This window comes from Streptomyces sp. BK239, from assembly GCF_004217285.1.
Classification (GTDB): Bacteria; Actinomycetota; Actinomycetes; order Streptomycetales; family Streptomycetaceae; genus Streptomyces.
This window is the reverse complement of the sequence record NZ_SHKS01000005.1, coordinates 238,961-253,271: the sequence shown is the minus strand read 5'-3', so window position 1 is coordinate 253,271 and position 14,311 is coordinate 238,961. Positions and strand designations below refer to the sequence as shown.

23 protein-coding genes are annotated in these 14,311 nt (G+C 67.2%); 1 reads left to right on the top strand and 22 read right to left on the bottom strand.

Features of this window, described 5'->3' with window-relative positions; translation table 11 throughout:
• Positions 1-111: 111 nt before the first annotated feature.
• Together rpsI and rplM are read right to left on the bottom strand one after the other, a co-directional pair.
• The gene (rpsI, locus tag EV567_RS17640) at positions 112-624 is read right to left on the bottom strand and encodes a 30S ribosomal protein S9 (protein ID WP_130441083.1); all 513 of its coding nucleotides are present in this window, start codon (positions 622-624) and stop codon (positions 112-114) included.
• Positions 625-667: 43 nt separating this feature from the next.
• Entirely contained in the window at positions 668-1,111 is a 444-nt protein-coding gene (gene rplM / locus EV567_RS17635) for a 50S ribosomal protein L13 (protein ID WP_130441081.1), read from the bottom strand.
• Positions 1,112-1,399: 288 nt separating this feature from the next.
• Here rplM and EV567_RS17630 point away from each other — a divergent pair, with 288 nt between their 5' ends.
• Positions 1,400-2,275, top strand: a complete 876-nt coding sequence (locus EV567_RS17630) for a hypothetical protein (RefSeq protein ID WP_130441079.1) — start codon at positions 1,400-1,402, stop codon at positions 2,273-2,275.
• Positions 2,276-2,347: 72 nt separating this feature from the next.
• Here EV567_RS17630 and truA read toward each other — a convergent pair whose 3' ends face one another.
• The 20 genes from truA to rplN form a co-directional block, all read right to left on the bottom strand.
• Positions 2,348-3,205: a tRNA pseudouridine(38-40) synthase TruA gene (truA, locus tag EV567_RS17625; RefSeq protein ID WP_130441077.1), complete on the bottom strand. Its 858-nt coding sequence runs from the start codon at positions 3,203-3,205 to the stop codon at positions 2,348-2,350.
• A gap of 86 nt (positions 3,206-3,291) precedes the next feature.
• Positions 3,292-3,786, bottom strand: coding sequence for a 50S ribosomal protein L17 (gene rplQ / locus EV567_RS17620; protein WP_130441075.1), 495 nt, complete (start codon positions 3,784-3,786; stop codon positions 3,292-3,294).
• Between the two features lie 182 nt (positions 3,787-3,968).
• Entirely contained in the window at positions 3,969-4,991 is a 1,023-nt protein-coding gene (locus EV567_RS17615; RefSeq protein ID WP_003966937.1) for a DNA-directed RNA polymerase subunit alpha, read from the bottom strand.
• A 119-nt stretch (positions 4,992-5,110) separates the two neighbouring features.
• Positions 5,111-5,515, bottom strand: a complete 405-nt coding sequence (gene rpsK / locus EV567_RS17610) for a 30S ribosomal protein S11 (protein ID WP_010354218.1) — start codon at positions 5,513-5,515, stop codon at positions 5,111-5,113.
• A gap of 68 nt (positions 5,516-5,583) precedes the next feature.
• A complete protein-coding gene (gene rpsM, locus EV567_RS17605; protein WP_130441073.1) occupies positions 5,584-5,964 on the bottom strand; it encodes a 30S ribosomal protein S13 in 381 nt (126 codons plus the stop codon).
• 217 nt (positions 5,965-6,181) lie between these two features.
• On the bottom strand, positions 6,182-6,295 hold the full coding sequence (gene rpmJ, locus EV567_RS17600) for a 50S ribosomal protein L36 (RefSeq protein WP_003948619.1): 114 nt from the start codon (positions 6,293-6,295) through the stop codon (positions 6,182-6,184).
• A gap of 70 nt (positions 6,296-6,365) precedes the next feature.
• Entirely contained in the window at positions 6,366-6,587 is a 222-nt protein-coding gene (infA, locus tag EV567_RS17595; protein WP_003948620.1) for a translation initiation factor IF-1, read from the bottom strand.
• Between the two features lie 162 nt (positions 6,588-6,749).
• Positions 6,750-7,586, bottom strand: coding sequence for a type I methionyl aminopeptidase (gene map / locus EV567_RS17590; RefSeq protein WP_130441071.1), 837 nt, complete (start codon positions 7,584-7,586; stop codon positions 6,750-6,752).
• 121 nt (positions 7,587-7,707) lie between these two features.
• On the bottom strand, positions 7,708-8,379 hold the full coding sequence (locus EV567_RS17585) for an adenylate kinase (protein WP_130441069.1): 672 nt from the start codon (positions 8,377-8,379) through the stop codon (positions 7,708-7,710).
• On the bottom strand, positions 8,379-9,692 hold the full coding sequence (secY, locus tag EV567_RS17580; RefSeq protein ID WP_130441067.1) for a preprotein translocase subunit SecY: 1,314 nt from the start codon (positions 9,690-9,692) through the stop codon (positions 8,379-8,381). Before secY ends, EV567_RS17585 begins: the two co-directional genes overlap by 1 nt.
• 245 nt (positions 9,693-9,937) lie before the next feature.
• Positions 9,938-10,393, bottom strand: coding sequence for a 50S ribosomal protein L15 (gene rplO / locus EV567_RS17575; protein WP_003974249.1), 456 nt, complete (start codon positions 10,391-10,393; stop codon positions 9,938-9,940).
• Positions 10,394-10,395: 2 nt separating this feature from the next.
• Positions 10,396-10,578 carry a 50S ribosomal protein L30 gene (rpmD, locus tag EV567_RS17570; protein WP_030788246.1) on the bottom strand — a complete coding sequence of 61 codons (183 nt, stop codon included), beginning with the start codon at positions 10,576-10,578 and terminating at the stop codon, positions 10,396-10,398.
• Positions 10,578-11,186, bottom strand: a complete 609-nt coding sequence (rpsE, locus tag EV567_RS17565) for a 30S ribosomal protein S5 (RefSeq protein WP_013001409.1) — start codon at positions 11,184-11,186, stop codon at positions 10,578-10,580. Before rpsE ends, rpmD begins: the two co-directional genes overlap by 1 nt.
• 39 nt (positions 11,187-11,225) lie before the next feature.
• Complete coding sequence (rplR, locus tag EV567_RS17560; RefSeq protein WP_030039763.1) at positions 11,226-11,609, bottom strand: 50S ribosomal protein L18; 384 nt, start codon at positions 11,607-11,609, stop codon at positions 11,226-11,228.
• 3 nt (positions 11,610-11,612) lie between these two features.
• Positions 11,613-12,152, bottom strand: a complete 540-nt coding sequence (gene rplF / locus EV567_RS17555; RefSeq protein WP_130441065.1) for a 50S ribosomal protein L6 — start codon at positions 12,150-12,152, stop codon at positions 11,613-11,615.
• 24 nt (positions 12,153-12,176) lie between these two features.
• Entirely contained in the window at positions 12,177-12,575 is a 399-nt protein-coding gene (gene rpsH / locus EV567_RS17550; RefSeq protein ID WP_013001411.1) for a 30S ribosomal protein S8, read from the bottom strand.
• A 212-nt stretch (positions 12,576-12,787) separates the two neighbouring features.
• On the bottom strand, positions 12,788-12,973 hold the full coding sequence (locus EV567_RS17540; RefSeq protein WP_003948630.1) for a type Z 30S ribosomal protein S14: 186 nt from the start codon (positions 12,971-12,973) through the stop codon (positions 12,788-12,790).
• Positions 12,974-12,978: 5 nt separating this feature from the next.
• Positions 12,979-13,536 (bottom strand): 50S ribosomal protein L5, encoded by a 558-nt coding sequence (gene rplE, locus EV567_RS17535; RefSeq protein ID WP_016434630.1) that lies wholly within the window; start codon positions 13,534-13,536, stop codon positions 12,979-12,981.
• Entirely contained in the window at positions 13,536-13,859 is a 324-nt protein-coding gene (gene rplX, locus EV567_RS17530; protein WP_130441063.1) for a 50S ribosomal protein L24, read from the bottom strand. Before rplX ends, rplE begins: the two co-directional genes overlap by 1 nt.
• A 2-nt stretch (positions 13,860-13,861) precedes the next feature.
• Positions 13,862-14,230: a 50S ribosomal protein L14 gene (gene rplN, locus EV567_RS17525; protein WP_003998823.1), complete on the bottom strand. Its 369-nt coding sequence runs from the start codon at positions 14,228-14,230 to the stop codon at positions 13,862-13,864.
• Between the last annotated feature and the right edge of the window lie 81 nt (positions 14,231-14,311).

Sequence of the window (14,311 nt, the reverse complement as noted above, 5' to 3'; positions counted from 1 at the left end):
CCCTTTGAGCATCTTGTGCCGTTATACGCCCAGGTCTGCGATAAAACGAACGCCCCGACGGCACAATGGCGTGCCGCCGGGGCGTTCGACGTACGTGCAGGCAGCTGAGATTTAGCGCTTGCTGTACTGCGGGGCCTTGCGGGCCTTCTTCAGACCGGCCTTCTTGCGCTCGACCGCACGGTCGTCACGCGTGAGGAAGCCGGCCTTCTTCAGCGGGCCGCGGTTGTTGTCGACGTCGGCCTCGTTCAGCGCGCGGGCGACACCGAGACGCAGCGCACCGGCCTGACCGGAGACACCGCCACCGGCGATGCGGGCGACGACGTCGTAGCGGCCCTCGAGCTCCAGGACCTTGAACGGCTCGTTGACTTCCTGCTGGTGCACCTTGTTCGGGAAGTAGTCCTCGAGGGTGCGACCGTTGATCTTCCACTTGCCGGTGCCCGGGACGATCCGGACGCGGGCGATGGCGTTCTTGCGACGGCCCAGGCCGGCGGCCGGCTGCGGCTCGCCGAAGCGGGAAGCCAGCGACTCCGAGGTGTACTCGCCCTCGACGGGGACGTCGGACTCGGTGGTGTAGCTGTCGATGTCAAGCTCTTCGAGCGGCTGCTCGGCAGTGGTCTCGGCCACGGTTCTCCTCAGATTCTCTGTGCTTGGGGTGGTGTGGCCGGACTTACTGCGCGACCTGGGTGATCTCGAACGGCTGCGGCTGCTGCGCGCCGTGCGGGTGCTGGTCACCCTTGTAGACCTTCAGCTTCGAGAGCATCTGACGGCCCAGCGAGTTCTTGGGGAGCATGCCCTTGACGGCCTTCTCGACGGCCTTCTCCGGGTTCTTGTCGAGCAGCTCGTCGTAGCGGACCGAGCGCAGACCGCCCGGGTAGCCGGAGTGGCGGTACGCCATCTTCTGGTTCCGCTTGTTGCCCGACAGGTGCACCTTGTCGGCGTTGATGATGATGACGAAGTCACCGGTGTCGACGTGAGGGGCGTAGATCGGCTTGTGCTTGCCGCGCAGGAGAGAGGCGGCAGTGGTGGCGAGACGGCCCAGGACAACGTCCTGAGCGTCGATGACGTGCCACTGGCGCGTCACATCGCCGGGCTTGGGGCTGTACGTACGCACGGTTCGTAGCCTTCGCTTCGAGTGAGTGGTCCTGACAGGTCACCGAAGACGATCACGACAGCCCTGACCGCACAGCGGTGACGCAAACCGCGTGCTGGTCGCTGGTCATCGGCCCGGTGGACCGGTGTAAGGGCCCGTCCCGTGAGAATGAGCAAGCCAATACACAACGAAGATGCAGGATACCCGGGCCGCCCGAGCCAGGTCAAAACGAGTCCGCCCCGCCTCGCGGGCCCTCCGCGGACCTGCACGGAGGCCGAGCACCGCCCGTGCCCGTCTAAGATGCGCCCCATGAGCTATGGGCAGGGGGGACCTCAGTCCCAGTGGGATCCCTGGAAACCGAACTCCGAACAGCCGTGGACCGCCGGCGCCTCGGATCCGACTCCGGACTGGGCCGCGCTCGCCGAGGCGTCCGAGAGCCGCAGCAGGCGCCGACGCGTGCTCCTGATAGGCGGGGGCGCCGTCGCGACCCTCGCGATAGGCACCGCCGTCGCCATGGCAGTGGTGTCGGCGAACGACGACGACAAACCGAGCAGACCGACCTCCTCGCTCCCCGCGAGCGGCGGCCTGCCGAGCGCCTCCGGCACCCCCTCCTTCGCCCCGACCAGCGCGCCGCCGCCGCTGGACCCGAAGGAGTTCGTCTCCAGCAAGGCCAAGGACACCGCGCCCAACGGCCCGGACATCCTCTTCCCCGGCACCCAGCTGACGATGGGCTCGACGGTCTACAAGAAGGCCGGCAAGGCCGACACCACCACCTGCGCCGGCGCCGTCCAGGGCACCCTGCCCAAGGTCCTCACCGACAACGGCTGCACCCGGATGATGCGCGTCACCTATGTGAAGGACGGCATCGCCGCCACCGTCGGCGTGGCCGTCTTCGACACCGAGGCGCAGGCCCTCAAGGCCAAGAGCCAGGCCGACAAGCGCAGCATCGTCAAGGCCCTCGACGGCTCCGGCGTCAAGCCCTTCTGCGCCGGCGCGATCTGCCGCTCGACGACCAACTCCTACGGCCGCTACGCCTACTTCACGATCACCGGCTTCACGAACGGCAAGGACGTGACGAAGAAGGACGCGCAGGTCTTCACGACCGGCGACGGCCTCGCCGACTTCGCCTTCCAGCAGATCAGCCGCCGCGGCCAGGCCCAGGCGTCGGCTGCGGCGAACCGGTGACCCGCTGAGCGCCGGACCGCTGGGCGCCGGCCCGCTGGGCGCCGGCCCGCTGAGCGCGGGACCGCGTCCCCGTCAGCAGCACCCGGCCGCACCGGGCAGCATCCGCCTGTTGCGCGCCTCCTTGTTACGGGCGGCGAGGAGCTCGTCGGCCGGATAGCCGACCTCCTCGAGCGTCAGCCCGTGCGGCCGTACGACGTGCACCGCCGAGTCCCGGACGCCCGCGGCGAGGACCTTGCCCGGCCACTCGGGCCCGCGGTGCCCGTCCCCGACGAACAGCAGCGCCCCGATGAGCGAGCGCACCATGTTGTGGCAGAAGGCGTCGGCGCGGACGGTCGCGGTGACGATCCCGTCGTCGCCCCGTACGAGGCTCAGCTCCTGGAGGGTGCGGATGGTGGTCGCACCCTCGCGCCGCTTGCAGTAGGCCGCGAAGTCGTGCTCGCCGAGCAGCCGCCGCGCGGCCTCGTTCATCGCGTCGACGTCGAGCGGCCAGTCGTGCCACAGCACATGGCCCCGCAGCAACGGGTCGACGCCGCCCGGGTTGTCGGTGACCCGGTACGCGTAGCGCCGCCACACCGCCGAGAACCGCGCGTTGAAGCCGTCGGGCGCCTCCCGCAGCGCCCACACCCGCACGTCCCTGGGCAGCCGCCCGGCGAGCCGCTTCAGCAGCTTCTCGTGGTGCTCACGCCAGACCTGCTCCGGCAGATCGACATGCGCGACCTGCCCCCGGGCGTGCACCCCGGCGTCGGTCCGCCCCGCCACGGTCAGCTCGTACGTCTCCCGGGACCGGGTGACGGTCCGCAGCGCGTCCTCGATCTCCCCCTGGACGGTCCGTCGCCCGCCGGCCTGCTTGGCCCAACCGGAGAACTCGGAACCGTCGTAGGAAAGGTCGAGCCGGACGCGGACGTAACCGGGTGCTGCTTCATCACTCACGTGCAGATCCTCTCACCGACACCAAAGCGGGCCCGCTCCTCGAAAGGAACGGGCCCGCCAACACCCCTCGGGGGCGCGGGGAACGCTTACGCGTCCTTGGACTCCTCGGCGGGAGCCTCGGCGGCCTCGTCAGCCTTGGTCTCCTCGACCTTGGCCTCCTCGGCCTCCTTGACCGCGCGCTTCGTCGCGGCCTCGGCCTCGCCGGTCGCCTCCTGCGCCACCGTCAGCGCCTCGACCAGCTCGATGACGGCCATGGGCGCGTTGTCGCCACGGCGGTTACCGATCTTGGTGATGCGGGTGTAGCCACCCGGACGGTTCTCGTAGCGCGGGCCGATCTCGGTGAAGAGCGTGTGGACGACGCTCTTGTCCGTGATGACCTGGAGCACCTGACGGCGGTTGTGAAGGTCGCCCTTCTTCGCCTTGGTGACCAGACGCTCGGCGTACGGGCGCAGGCGGCGGGCCTTCGCCTCGGTGGTGGTGATGCGGCCGTGCTCGAAGAGGCTCTTCGCGAGGTTCGCGAGAAGCAGCTTCTCGTGCGCGGCGCTGCCGCCCATGCGGGCACCCTTGGTGGGCTTCGGCATTGTTCTTCTCCTGTGTGTCTGCCCCGGCCGTATCAGGTACCGGAGTCAGTATCCGAGCAGGCGGTCGCCTGTCGGAGATCCGGGAGTCGCCCCGAAGGGGCGCTCCCGGAAGGGGCGCGGGGAACTGCGCGACAAGCCACAGCGCACCCGCACCCAAGAACGGACCGGACGGCCCGAGCTTCTTAGTACTGCTCGGTCTCCACGAAGCCCGCGTCCGCGTCGTCGTCCGCGCCGAACGCGTCCGCCGCAGCGGTGGGGTCGAACCCGGGAGGCGAGTCCTTGAGCGCGAGACCCATGCCCGCCAGCTTCGCCTTGACCTCGTCGATCGACTTCGCACCGAAGTTGCGGATGTCGAGCAGGTCGGCCTCGGAGCGGGCGACGAGCTCGCCCACGGAGTGGATGCCCTCGCGCTTGAGGCAGTTGTACGACCGAACGGTGAGCTCCAGCTCCTCGATCGGCAGCGCCAGGTCGGCGGCCAGGGCGGCGTCCGTGGGGGACGGGCCCATGTCGATGCCCTCGGCGTCGATGTTGAGCTCGCGGGCCAGACCGAACAGCTCGACCAGGGTCTTGCCGGCGGACGCCATGGCGTCGCGCGGGCGCATCGCCTGCTTGGTCTCGACGTCGACGATCAGCTTGTCGAAGTCGGTGCGCTGCTCGACACGGGTCGCCTCGACCTTGTACGTGACCTTGAGGACCGGCGAGTAGATGGAGTCGACCGGGATACGGCCGATCTCCTGGCCGACCTGCTTGTTCTGCACGGCGGAGACGTAACCGCGGCCGCGCTCGACCGTCAGCTCCATCTCCAGCTTGCCCTTGCCGTTGAGCGTGGCGAGGACGAGGTCGGGGTTGTGGACCTCGACACCGGCCGGGGGCGCGATGTCGGCGGCGGTGACCAGACCCGGGCCCTGCTTGCGCAGGTACATCACGACCGGCTCGTCGTGCTCCGAGGAGACGACCAGCTGCTTGATGTTGAGGATCAGGTCGGTGACGTCCTCCTTGACGCCCGGCACGGTGGTGAACTCGTGCAGCACGCCGTCGATGCGGATGGACGTGACCGCCGCACCCGGGATCGAGGAGAGGAGCGTCCGGCGCAGGGAGTTGCCGAGGGTGTAGCCGAAGCCCGGCTCCAGCGGCTCGATGACGAACCGGGAGCGGAACTCGTCGACGACCTCTTCGGTCAACGAGGGACGCTGAGCGATCAGCATGTTGGTGATCCTTCAGTCAGGGGCGCCCGCTATTTGACGCCCGACTCGTTACTGCAAGGGTACGGGCGGCACGCCTCCGAGGAGCCGTACCGCCCGCGAACCTTCAAGACAACCGTGCGTCAGACGCGGCGGCGCTTGGGCGGACGGCAGCCGTTGTGCGGGGTCGGGGTGACGTCCTGGATGGAGCCGACCTCGAGGCCAGTGGCCTGCAGGGAACGGATGGCGGTCTCACGACCGGCGCCCGGGCCCTTGACGAAGACGTCGACCTTGCGCATGCCGTGCTCCTGAGCGCGACGGGCAGCCGACTCGGCGGCCATCTGCGCGGCGAACGGCGTGGACTTGCGCGAGCCCTTGAAACCGACGTGGCCGGCGGAGGCCCACGAGATCACGTTTCCGGCCGGGTCCGTGATGGACACGATCGTGTTGTTGAACGTGCTCTTGATGTGCGCCTGGCCGTGCGCGACGTTCTTCTTTTCCTTGCGGCGCACCTTCTTGGCTGCGCCCTGACGTCCCTTGGGGGGCATGTCGAAAACTCCTACGGGAGGTGGTCGGTCCTACAGCGAAGACCGCTGGACGGCGAGTCCGCTGCGGACTACTTCTTGCCCGGCTTCTTCTTGCCGGCGATGGCGCGACGCGGGCCCTTGCGGGTGCGGGCGTTGGTGCTGGTGCGCTGACCGCGGACAGGCAGACCGCGACGGTGACGCAGACCCTGGTAGGAGCCGATCTCCACCTTGCGGCGGATGTCGGCCTGGATCTCGCGACGGAGGTCACCCTCGGTCTTGATGTTGTTGTCGACGTACTCGCGGATGGCGACCAGCTGCTCTTCGCTCAGGTCGCGAACACGGGTGTTCGGGTCGACGCCGGTCGCAGCCAGCGTCTCCTGCGAGAGGGTCCGGCCGATGCCGAACACGTAGGTGAGGGCGACCTCCACGCGCTTTTCGCGCGGGATGTCAACACCGGAAACGCGTGCCATTTCAATGGCTCCTGGTGATCTTCGGAGGTCTTCCACAGAACCGGCTCCCAGCCGCCGGCCTCTTCCCTTCGAAAGAGTTGGTACGGCTGGGTCCCCGGCCTCCGACCGGGGGTGTCAGACGGGTGTCGAATCCGCCTGGGCCCTGCGTATGAACATATTCAGCTCGCGTCGCGCGAAGTCTCTGCGATATCGATGCAGAGGGTGATCAGAGTTGGGATCAGCCCTGGCGCTGCTTGTGGCGCGGGTTGTCGCAAATGATCATGACCCGACCGTGACGGCGGATCACCCTGCACTTGTCGCAGATCTTCTTGACGCTCGGCTTGACCTTCATGTGATGAGGTTCTCCGGGTCAGTTGCCGACAGCCCCGAACACCGAGCGGCGCACGGGGCATTGGCAAGATCTACTTGTAGCGGTAGACGATCCGGCCACGCGTCAGGTCGTACGGAGACAGCTCCACCACGACCCGGTCGTCAGGGAGGATACGGATGTAGTGCATACGCATCTTGCCGCTGATGTGTGCCAGGACCTGGTGGCCGTTCTGGAGCTCGACCTTGAACATGGCGTTCGGCAGAGACTCGACGACAGTGCCCTCGATCTCGATGGCACCTTGCTTCTTGGCCACGCTTCGCCCTTCGAATCGACTACCTTGATCGACCCCCGGGCACTTCCCGCTGGCGAGCAGCGTTGGCATGCAGGCATGCGGGTGCACAAGAGCCGACGAGTCAGTCTACGTCAGCGCACCCAGAAACACGAATCGAGAAAGCCTGCCCCACCGTGGCCCACATCATGCGAGCGGGTCCGGCGCGGCCGTGACGCCGTGCTCCGCCAGCTTCGCCCTGCCACCGTCGGGAGCCGTCAGGACCAGCGGGCCCTCGTCCGTCAGAGCGACCGAGTGCTCCCAGTGCGAGGACCAGGTGCCGTCCGTCGTGATGACGGTCCAGTCGTCCGAGAGGACCTCGGTCTTCGGGGTGCCGAGGGAGACCATCGGCTCGATGGCGAGGCAGAAGCCGCTGACCAGCTTGGGCCCCTTGCCGCGGCGGCGGTCCACGTAGTTCAGCAGATGCGGGTCCATGTGCATCTCGGTGCCGATGCCGTGGCCGCCGTAGTCCTCGATGATGCCGTAGCGGCCGCCGCCGGGCTTCGGCTGACGGCGGATGTACGTCTCGATGGCACGGGAGACGTCGACCAGCCGGTTGCCCTGCTTCATGGCCGCGATGCCGGCCCACATCGACTCCTCGGTCACCCGGGAGAGCTCGATCAGCTCCGGGGAGTGCCCCGAGCCCACGAACGCGGTGTAGGCGGCGTCGCCGTGCCATCCGTCGACGATCGCGCCGCAGTCGATGGAGATGACGTCCCCGTCCTTCAGGACGACCTCGTCGGAGGGGATGCCGTGGACGACCACGTCGTTCACCGAGGTGCAGATGGTGGCGGGGAAGCCGCCGTAGCCGAGGAAGTTCGACTTGGCGCCGTTCTCCGCGAGCACCTTGCGGGCGACCTCGTCCAGGTCCTTCGTCGTGGCCCCGGGCACCGCGGCCTCACGGGTGGCCGCGTGGATCGCCGCGACGACCAGCCCCGCCGCACGCATCTTGGCGATCTGCTCGGGGGTCTTGATCTGCACCATGCTCGGTCGCGCCTCCTGGCAACTCGTCTAGCGGCACTCCAGGATACGCGCCCACCCGACGAGGAAGCCCCCGGAGTCCGGGCGCGGATGCGCGGGACGCCGGGGGCTCCTTCGTGAGCGCTCAGTGGGAGTGCGCGGGGTCCTCCAGCTGGGGCAGCGCCGCCATGGCGCGCTCGGTGACCTCGGCGACGTCACCCAGGGCGGAGATCGTGGTGACCAGGCCCTGCGCGCCGTAGTAGCTGATGATCGGCTCGGTCTGCGTGTGGTAGACCTCCAGCCGCGTGCGCACCGTCTCCTCGGTGTCGTCGGCGCGCTGGTACAGCTCGCCGCCGCACACGTCGCAGACGCCGTCCTTGGCCGGCTTCTTGTGCGTCACGTGGAAGACGTGGGCGGAGTCGTTGCGGCAGATGCGCCGGCCGGCGATCCGCTTGACGACCTCCTCCTCGGGGGCCTCCAGGTCCAGCACCGCGTCCAGCTTGATGCCCTCGGTGGTGAGGAGCTCGTCCAGCGCCTCGGCCTGCGAGACGTTGCGCGGGAAGCCGTCCAGCAGGAAGCCGCGCTCGGCGTCCGGCTGCTCCATGCGGTCCTTGGCCATGCCGATGGTCACCTCGTCGGGGACGAGGTCGCCGGCGTCGATGTAGGACTTCGCGAGCTTCCCGAGTTCCGTCTGCCGGCTGATGTTGGTCCGGAACAGGTCGCCCGTGGAGATGTGCGGAACGCGCAGCTTCTCGGCCAGGCGCGTGGCCTGCGTTCCCTTTCCGGCGCCCGGCGGCCCGACGAGGACGATTCGCATCAGCGGAGGAACCCTTCGTAATTGCGCTGCTGAAGCTGGCTCTCGATCTGCTTCACCGTCTCCAGGCCGACACCCACGATGATCAGGATGCTGGTCCCGCCGAACGGGAAGTTCTGGTTCGCATTGAAGCCGGCCAACGCCATTGTCGGGACGAGAGCGATCAGACCCAGATACAGCGAGCCCGGCCAGGTGATCCGGTTGAGTACGTAGCTCAGGTACTCAGCGGTCGGTCGGCCAGCCCGGATGCCCGGGATGAAGCCACCATACTTCTTCATGTTGTCGGCCACTTCCTCGGGGTTGAACGAGATGGCCACGTAGAAGAACGCGAAGAAGATGATCAAGAAGAAGTACAGCGTGATGTGCGCGGGCGCGTCCGGCTTTGCGAGGTTCTGTTCGATCCAGGTCTTCCAGCCCGCGTTGCCGCCGGCGAACTGCGCCACCAGCGCCGGGATGTAGAGCAGCGACGAGGCGAAGATCACAGGGATGATGCCCGCCTGGTTCACCTTCAGCGGGATGTACGTCGAGGTCCCGCCGTAGGAGCGGCGGCCGATCATGCGCTTGGCGTACTGGACCGGGATGCGGCGCTGGGCCTGCTCGACGAAGACCACCAGGCCGATCATGACCAGGCCCACGGCGACGACCGTGCCGAACTCGATCCAGCCGCCCGCCAGGGTGCCCTGCTTCTTGATGGCCCACAGGGCCGACGGGAAGGTCGCGGCGATCGAGATGAACATCAGGATCGACATGCCGTTGCCGATGCCGCGGTCGGTGATGAGCTCACCGAGCCACATGACGATGGCCGTACCGGCGGTCATGCAGATGACCATGGTCACGGTGGTGAAGATCGCGCGGTCCGGGACGATCTGGCTCGCGACCGTGCAGCCGGAGAAGAGGGCGCCGCTGCGGGCGGTGGCCACCAGGCCGGTGCCCTGCAGGATGGCGAGCGCCACGGTCAGGTAACGGGTGTACTGCGTGATCTTCGTGGTGCCGGCCTGTCCCTCCTTCTTGAGGGCTTCCAGACGCGGGATGACCACGGTCAGCAGCTGAAGGATGATGCTCGCCGTGATGTACGGCATGATGCCCAGCGCGAAGACCGTGATCTGCAGCAGCGCCCCGCCGCTGAACATGTTCACCAGCCCGAAGAGGCCCTGGTTGCCGGACGCCTCGTCCACGCAGCGCTGGACGGACGTGTAGTCGACGCCGGGGATCGGTACATGCGTACCCACCCGGTAGACCACGATGATGCCGAGCGTGAAGAGCAGCTTCTTGCGCAGGTCGGGCGTCTTGAACGCCCGGGCGAACGCGGTGAGCACGGTGCCTCCTGCGACCCCCGCGCAACTGCGTCAAGGGTGACGGTCTTGAAGGTCCAATAAGAACAACGACATGTGTAACGGACGACTGCCGCTCAAGGTGCCCGTTTGCGCGCACCTTGTGAAAGTGGGCAGTGGAGGTCACCTTACCGGCGACACCGCCGCCCTAGGAACGACCAACCGGGGATACCCCATTTGTGGGGTATCCCCGGTCGGGATCGCTCAAGTCATCGAGACGCCTGATGGGCTCAGACGAGCTCGGTGACGGTACCGCCGGCGGCGGTGATCTTCTCCTTGGCGGAGCCGGAGACGGCGTCGACCGTCACCTGCAGCGCCACGGAGATCTCGCCCTGGCCGAGGACCTTGACGAGGCTGTTCTTGCGAACCGCGCCCTTGGCGACGAGACCCTCGACGGTGACCTCGCCACCCTCCGGGTACAGAGCCGCCAGCTTGTCGAGGTTCACGACCTGGAACTCGGTCTTGAACGGGTTCTTGAAGCCCTTCAGCTTCGGGAGGCGCATGTGCAGCGGCATCTGGCCGCCCTCGAAGCGCTCCGGAACCTGGTAGCGGGCCTTCGTGCCCTTGGTACCACGACCGGCCGTCTTACCCTTCGACGCCTCACCACGACCGACACGGGTCTTGGCGGTCTTGGCGCCGGGGGCGGGACGGAGGTTGTGGATCTTGAGCGGGTTGTTCTCCGCCATGATCAGTCGACCTCCTCGACCGTCACGAGGTGGCGGACGGTGTGCACCATTCCGCGGAACTCGGGGCGGTCCTCCTTGACGACCACGTCGTTCAGGCGCTTGAGCCCGAGCGAACGCAGGGTGTCGCGGTGGTTCTGCTTGCTGCCGATGTACGACTTCGTCTGCGTGATCTTGAGCTGAGCCATTACGCAGCACCAGCCCCGGCACGCGCACGCAGCAGGGCCGCGGGAGCGACGTCCTCGAGCGGCAGACCACGGCGGGCCGCGATCTCCTCGGGACGCTGCAGGCCCTTCAGGGCCTCCACGGTCGCGTGCACGATGTTGATCGCGTTCGACGAACCGAGCGACTTCGACAGGATGTCGTGAACGCCGGCGCACTCGAGCACGGCACGCACCGGGCCACCGGCGATAACGCCGGTACCGGGGGAAGCCGGCTTGAGCAGGACGACGCCCGCCGCCTTCTCACCCGTGATCGGGTGCGGGATGGTGCCCTGGATACGGGGGACCTTGAAGAAGTGCTTCTTGGCCTCCTCAACGCCCTTGGCGATGGCGGCCGGCACCTCCTTGGCCTTGCCGTAACCGACACCCACGGTGCCGTCACCGTCGCCCACCACGACCAGCGCGGTGAAGCTGAAGCGACGACCACCCTTCACAACCTTGGCGACGCGGTTGATCGCGACGACGCGCTCAACGTACGCGGTCTTCTCGGCGGCAGCAGCGCCGCCGTCACGGCCCTTCCGGTCCCGCCGCTCGCCGCCACCGGCACCGCCACCGCGGCGCTGGGGTCCAGCCATTGGAATTACCTCTCTCTGTTTCCGCTAGCTACGGCAGGCTCAGAACTTGAGCCCGGCTTCGCGGGCGGCGTCCGCCAGGGCGGCGATGCGCCCGGCGTACTGGTTGCCACCACGGTCGAACACGACAGCCTCGACACCGGCGGCCTTGGCGCGCTCGGCGACCAGGGCACCGACCTGCTTGGCCTGCGCCGACTTGTCGCCCTCGCCACCGCGGATCGAGGTGTCCAGGGTGGACGCCGACGCAAGGGTGTGCCCCTTGAGGTCGTCGATCACCTGGGCCACGATGTGGCGGTTCGAACGGGTCACGACCAGACGAGGACGCTCCGCCGTACCGTTGATCGACTTGCGGATCCGGATGTGGCGGCGCTTGATCGCGGCGCGCTTGTAGGCGTCGCCCTTGAGGATCTTCTGCCCGTATGCCATGGCTTACTTACCCGCCTTTCCGACCTTGCGGCGGATGACTTCGCCCTCGTACTTGACGCCCTTGGCCTTGTACGGGTCGGGCTTGCGCAGCTTGCGGATGTTGGCCGCAACCTCGCCGACCTTCTGCTTGTCGATGCCCGCGACCGAGAAACGGGTCGGGGCCTCCACGGTGAAGGTGATGCCCTCGGGGGCCTCGACGAGGATCGGGTGGCTGTAACCGAGCGCGAACTCGAGGTTCGAACCCTTGGCGGTCACGCGGTAACCGACACCGCTGATCTCGAGCTTCTTCACGTAACCCTGGGTCACGCCGGTGATCATGTTCGCCACCAGCGTGCGGGACAGGCCGTGCAGGGCCTTGCTCTGACGCTCGTCGTTGGGGCGGGTGACGTTCAGAACGCCGTCCTCACCCTTGGCGATCTCGATCGGCGAAACGACGGTGTGGGTCAGCGTTCCCTTGGGACCCTTGACCGAGACCGTCTGGCCGTCGATGGTGACGTCCACGCCGGCGGGAACCGTGATGGGGAGCTTGCCAATGCGCGACATAGCTGTTTCCTCCGTTCCCTTCCGCTACCAGACGTAGGCGAGGACTTCTCCGCCTACGCCCTTCTTGCCGGCCTGCTTGTCGGTGAGGAGACCGTGCGACGTGGAGATGATCGCCACGCCGAGGCCACCGAGCACCTTGGGCAGGGAGGTGGACTTCGCGTAAACCCGGAGACCGGGCTTGGAGATCCGCTTGATGCCCGCGATGGAGCGCTCACGGTTGGGGCCGAACTTCAGCTCCAGGACGAGGTTCTTGCCGACCTCGGCGTCCTCGACCTTCCAGCCCGTGATGAAGCCCTCCTGCTGGAGGATCTCCGCGATGTGAGACTTGATCTTCGATGCCGGCATCGTCACGGAGTCGTGGTACGCCGAGTTCGCGTTCCGCAGACGCGTAAGCATGTCTGCGATCGGATCAGTCATGGTCATGAATTGGCCTGTGGCCTCTCTCGCCGGGGTTTCCTGGTGCGCCATCCCTCTCCCCGATCCGAGACGGGACGGGTGCGGCGCGGTGGACCTACGGCGTAGTAAGTCGTACGGGCGCGGCAAGCGCCCAACCCCACCAGCCTAAGGCATGGGGGGAAGGGCTCCTGCCGACCCAGATGCTTACCGAGAGCCCGGATAAACCCTGAACTAGGGGATTACCAGGAGCTCTTGGTCACGCCCGGCAGCTCGCCACGGTGAGCCATCTCACGAAGGCACACGCGGCACAGGCCGAACTTGCGGTACACGGAGTGGGGACGGCCGCAGCGCTGGCAGCGCGTGTAGCCACGCACGCCGAACTTGGGCTTGCGAGCAGCCTTCGCGATCAGAGCCTTCTTCGCCATCTCGCTCACGCCTCCTTGAAGGGGAAGCCGAGGTGACGAAGGAGCGCGCGGCCCTCAGCGTCGTTGGTCGCCGTGGTCACCACGGTGATGTCCATACCCCGGACGCGGTCGATCTTGTCCTGGTCGATCTCGTGGAACATGACCTGCTCGGTGAGACCGAAGGTGTAGTTGCCACGGCCGTCGAACTGCTTGGGGGACAGGCCGCGGAAGTCGCGGATGCGCGGCAGCGCGAGCGACAGGGTGCGGTCCAGGAACTCCCACATGCGGTCGCCACGGAGCGTGACGTGGGCACCGATCGGCTGGCCCTCACGCAGCTTGAACTGCGCGATGGACTTGCGGGCCTTGGTGACGGCCGGCTTCTGACCGGTGATCGTGGTGAGGTCGCGGATGGCGCCCTCGATCAGCTTGGAGTCGCGGGCGGCGTCGCCCACACCCATGTTGACCACGATCTTGACGAGGCCGGGGATCTGCATGACGTTCTCGTACTTGAACTCGTCACGCAGCTTGCCCGCGATCTCCTCGCGGTACTTCTGCTTCAGACGCGGGGTCGTGGTGGTAGCCATCAGATGTCCTCACCCGTCCGCTTGGCAACGCGGATCTTGTTGCCCTCGTCATCGAAGCGGTAACCGACGCGGGTCACGACCTTGTTGCCGTCCTTCTCAACGACCAGCTGGACGTTGGAGACGTGGATCGGCGCCTCGGTGGTGATAATCCCGCCGGCCTGCGAACCGCCAGCGGTCGGCCCGGCCTTGGTGTGCTTCTTGACCCGGTTGACACCCTCGACCAGGACGCGGTCCTCGCGGGGGAAGGCCGCGATGACCTTGCCCTGCTTGCCCTTGTCCTTACCGGTGATGACCTGGACCAGGTCGCCCTTCTTGATCTTCATGCTTACAGCACCTCCGGAGCCAGCGAGATGATCTTCATGAACTTCTTCTCGCGCAGCTCACGCCCGACCGGGCCGAAGATGCGGGTGCCGCGAGGGTCGCCGTCGTTCTTCAGAATGACGGCGGCGTTCTCGTCGAAGCGGATGTACGAGCCGTCCGGACGGCGGCGCTCCTTGACGGTGCGAACGATGACCGCCTTGACGACGTCACCCTTCTTCACGTTGCCACCGGGGATCGCGTCCTTGACGGTGGCGACGATGACGTCACCGATGCCCGCGTAGCGGCGACCGGAGCCACCGAGCACACGGATGCAAAGGATCTCCTTCGCACCAGTGTTGTCGGCGACACGCAGTCGCGACTCCTGCTGGATCACGTCTATCTCCTGTTTGTCTGCCGGTTCCCGGCAGGGGCCTCGGAGCGAGGACCCCTGCCGAGCCTGGCGGAACTGTCCTGC

Excerpts from the sequence above, each read along its gene's own strand:
- EV567_RS17630 (WP_130441079.1), top strand. The coding sequence starts at position 1,400 with ATGAGCTATGGGCAGGGGGGACCTCAGTCCCAGTGGGATCCCTGGAAA.
- rplQ (WP_130441075.1), bottom strand. The coding sequence starts at position 3,786 with ATGCCGAAGCCCACCAAGGGTGCCCGCATGGGCGGCAGCGCCGCGCAC.
- EV567_RS17615 (WP_003966937.1), bottom strand. The coding sequence starts at position 4,991 with ATGCTGATCGCTCAGCGTCCCTCGTTGACCGAAGAGGTCGTCGACGAG.
- rpsK (WP_010354218.1), bottom strand. The coding sequence starts at position 5,515 with ATGCCCCCCAAGGGACGTCAGGGCGCAGCCAAGAAGGTGCGCCGCAAG.
- rpsM (WP_130441073.1), bottom strand. The coding sequence starts at position 5,964 with ATGGCACGCGTTTCCGGTGTTGACATCCCGCGCGAAAAGCGCGTGGAG.
- rpmJ (WP_003948619.1), bottom strand. The coding sequence starts at position 6,295 with ATGAAGGTCAAGCCGAGCGTCAAGAAGATCTGCGACAAGTGCAGGGTG.
- map (WP_130441071.1), bottom strand. The coding sequence starts at position 7,586 with ATGGTGCAGATCAAGACCCCCGAGCAGATCGCCAAGATGCGTGCGGCG.
- EV567_RS17585 (WP_130441069.1), bottom strand. The coding sequence starts at position 8,379 with ATGCGAATCGTCCTCGTCGGGCCGCCGGGCGCCGGAAAGGGAACGCAG.
- rplO (WP_003974249.1), bottom strand. The coding sequence starts at position 10,393 with ATGGCGGAGAACAACCCGCTCAAGATCCACAACCTCCGTCCCGCCCCC.
- rpmD (WP_030788246.1), bottom strand. The coding sequence starts at position 10,578 with ATGGCTCAGCTCAAGATCACGCAGACGAAGTCGTACATCGGCAGCAAG.
- rpsE (WP_013001409.1), bottom strand. The coding sequence starts at position 11,186 with ATGGCTGGACCCCAGCGCCGCGGTGGCGGTGCCGGTGGCGGCGAGCGG.
- rplR (WP_030039763.1), bottom strand. The coding sequence starts at position 11,609 with ATGGCATACGGGCAGAAGATCCTCAAGGGCGACGCCTACAAGCGCGCC.
- rplF (WP_130441065.1), bottom strand. The coding sequence starts at position 12,152 with ATGTCGCGCATTGGCAAGCTCCCCATCACGGTTCCCGCCGGCGTGGAC.
- rpsH (WP_013001411.1), bottom strand. The coding sequence starts at position 12,575 with ATGACCATGACTGATCCGATCGCAGACATGCTTACGCGTCTGCGGAAC.
- EV567_RS17540 (WP_003948630.1), bottom strand. The coding sequence starts at position 12,973 with ATGGCGAAGAAGGCTCTGATCGCGAAGGCTGCTCGCAAGCCCAAGTTC.
- rplE (WP_016434630.1), bottom strand. The coding sequence starts at position 13,536 with ATGGCTACCACCACGACCCCGCGTCTGAAGCAGAAGTACCGCGAGGAG.
- rplX (WP_130441063.1), bottom strand. The coding sequence starts at position 13,859 with ATGAAGATCAAGAAGGGCGACCTGGTCCAGGTCATCACCGGTAAGGAC.